This is a genomic window from Candidatus Thiosymbion oneisti (genome assembly GCF_004359955.1).
In the GTDB taxonomy this organism is placed as follows: Bacteria; Pseudomonadota; Gammaproteobacteria; order Chromatiales; family Chromatiaceae; genus Thiosymbion; species Thiosymbion oneisti.
In genome coordinates, this window is record NZ_SMSC01000122.1 from 1 (window position 1) to 675 (window position 675).

A 675-nucleotide genomic window follows, 5' to 3' on the forward strand; every position below is an offset into this window, starting at 1 on the left:
CTAGGCAGTAATTTTGCAAGGTGCCCATAAGATCCTGAAATTTTGAGGACGGTGTAATATTTCCGGTTCTTATCCTAGAATGTTCAGCATATCGGAAATTTCGTTGCTGCGGTTTTGGTCCCGCAAATATGAAACAAGCAAATTATCCCCGGAACCACAAATTACCTTCTCCACATGCCTCGCAAGATAAGAGAACTCCTCCGTGATCTCGAAAGAGCCGGATTTATTAACCGCGGGGGTAAAGGAAGTCACCGCAACCTTGAGCATCCAACCGGTTCTCGGATCACTATCTCCGGGAACTCAGGGGATGATGCGAAGCCCTATCAAGAACGTGAGGTAAGAAAAAAGATCAAGGAATTACAGCAATGAAAGAGAGTGCTCGCTATCTAAAAATCGTGGAGTGGTCCGAGGAAGATAAATGCTTTGTGGGCCAATGTCCGGGTATTATCGGTCCCTGTTGTCATGGTGAGAATGAAGAACAAGTCTATGCGGATCTCTGTAGGATCGTAGAAGAATGGATAGAACTCATGAAAAACGATGGTACACCGTTACCGCCACCGACATCTTATAAAAGCATGGAGGTTGGGCAAAGCTCGCAGGCAATGCCATTAAGTTAAGCCTCAAAGCCCCTCTCCCGGCGGGAGAGGGGTTGGGGAGAGGGCGAACGAAAACAGG

General features: G+C 47.4%; 2 protein-coding genes. Both read left to right on the top strand.

All coding sequences use genetic code 11. The features are described from left to right. Positions 1-174 precede the first annotated feature (174 nt). On the top strand, positions 175-369 hold the full coding sequence (locus E1958_RS19705; RefSeq protein ID WP_089725175.1) for a type II toxin-antitoxin system HicA family toxin: 195 nt from the start codon (positions 175-177) through the stop codon (positions 367-369). Next, complete coding sequence (locus tag E1958_RS19710; RefSeq protein ID WP_089725177.1) at positions 366-617, top strand: hypothetical protein; 252 nt, start codon at positions 366-368, stop codon at positions 615-617. Before E1958_RS19705 ends, E1958_RS19710 begins: the two co-directional genes overlap by 4 nt. The last annotated feature ends 58 nt before the right edge of the window (positions 618-675 follow it).

Excerpts from the sequence above, each read along its gene's own strand:
- E1958_RS19710 (WP_089725177.1), top strand. The coding sequence starts at position 366 with ATGAAAGAGAGTGCTCGCTATCTAAAAATCGTGGAGTGGTCCGAGGAA.
- E1958_RS19705 (WP_089725175.1), top strand. The coding sequence starts at position 175 with ATGCCTCGCAAGATAAGAGAACTCCTCCGTGATCTCGAAAGAGCCGGA.